Origin of the sequence: Streptococcus pseudopneumoniae (genome assembly GCF_001072315.1) — a bacterium.
Lineage (GTDB): Bacteria > Bacillota > Bacilli > Lactobacillales > Streptococcaceae > Streptococcus > Streptococcus pseudopneumoniae_R.
This window is the reverse complement of sequence record NZ_JVLI01000006.1, coordinates 1-1073: the sequence shown is the minus strand read 5'-3', so window position 1 is coordinate 1073 and position 1073 is coordinate 1. Positions and strand designations below refer to the sequence as shown.

Sequence of the window (1073 nt, the reverse complement as noted above, 5' to 3'; positions counted from 1 at the left end):
TAGCTACAGTAGAATCTGCTGTACCTGTATTTGGCAATTCTTTAGCTGCTTTACGCGCATTTGTTGCTTCTTGGCTAGCATTAGCTGCTGCTTGAGTTGTAGCTGGAGCCACAGCTGGTGTTTGAGTAGCTTGGTCCTTAGCTGGGCTTGTATGGTCAGTTGATGGAGCAACTTTCGCCATGAAGTCTTCGATACGTTTCACCATTGCATCCACTTCATCTTGGCTTGCGTCTGCATTAGCAAATACTTTCTTAGCATCTGCTGATAGTGCATTCGCTTCTTTTGCAGTTTCTGCATCAAACTTAAATTCATCTAATTGATGGATAGCCGCTTCTAACTTAGCTTTATTCACTTTCGCTTCAGTGTTAGTAGAGCCGTTATTTGCTCCATTTCCTTCATTTCCATGATTTTGTGGAGCAACAACTTCAACAGGTACGTTGATTTCTTCTACACTTCCATCTGATAACTTAAGTGTTACTTTAGCTACTAGTCTACCTAACGCTGATGTTGTAGGTTTTTCAACTTTAATAACCTCTACATCCTTCGGTAAGTTTACTTTAGATAGTACTTCTTGATCTGTTAAAGTTTCTCCTTGTGTAACAGAGACAAATCCATTGACTAATAGAGATGATAAGTCAAATGATTCTACTTCGTTAATTGCTGCATCATCTTTGTAAATGTCATTACGAAGAATTCTATCTACTTCTGCTTGAGTTGTAGCTGCATCGATTGCTTTCTTAGCTTCATCTGCGGCTTTCTTAACCTCTGCTTTAGCTGCTGATTTTTCTGCTTCTGAAAGTTTAGCGTTGCTATCAATTACAGTTTCCTTATCAGATAGGGCTGAATCTATTGCTGCCTTAGCCTGATCTTTTCCAACTTCCGCAACTGATGAGATAGAGTCCGTACCTTTCGTTACGTTTGAATCTACTTCCGCTTGACTTGTAGATGCTTCAATAGCCTTCTTCGCATCTTCAGCGACTTTCTTAGCTGCTGCTTTGGCTACTGATTTTTCTGCTTCTGAAAGTTTAGCGTTGCCTTCAATAGCTTGAATCTTAGCTGCGGCTGCCTTGTCA

At 40.4% G+C, this 1073-nt stretch carries 1 protein-coding gene; it reads right to left on the bottom strand.

Annotated elements, in window-relative coordinates; all coding sequences use genetic code 11:
• Positions 1 to 1073 (bottom strand): DUF1542 domain-containing protein (locus ADH54_RS10900; protein ID WP_049523319.1); only part of this gene is annotated, 1073 nt, incomplete at both ends.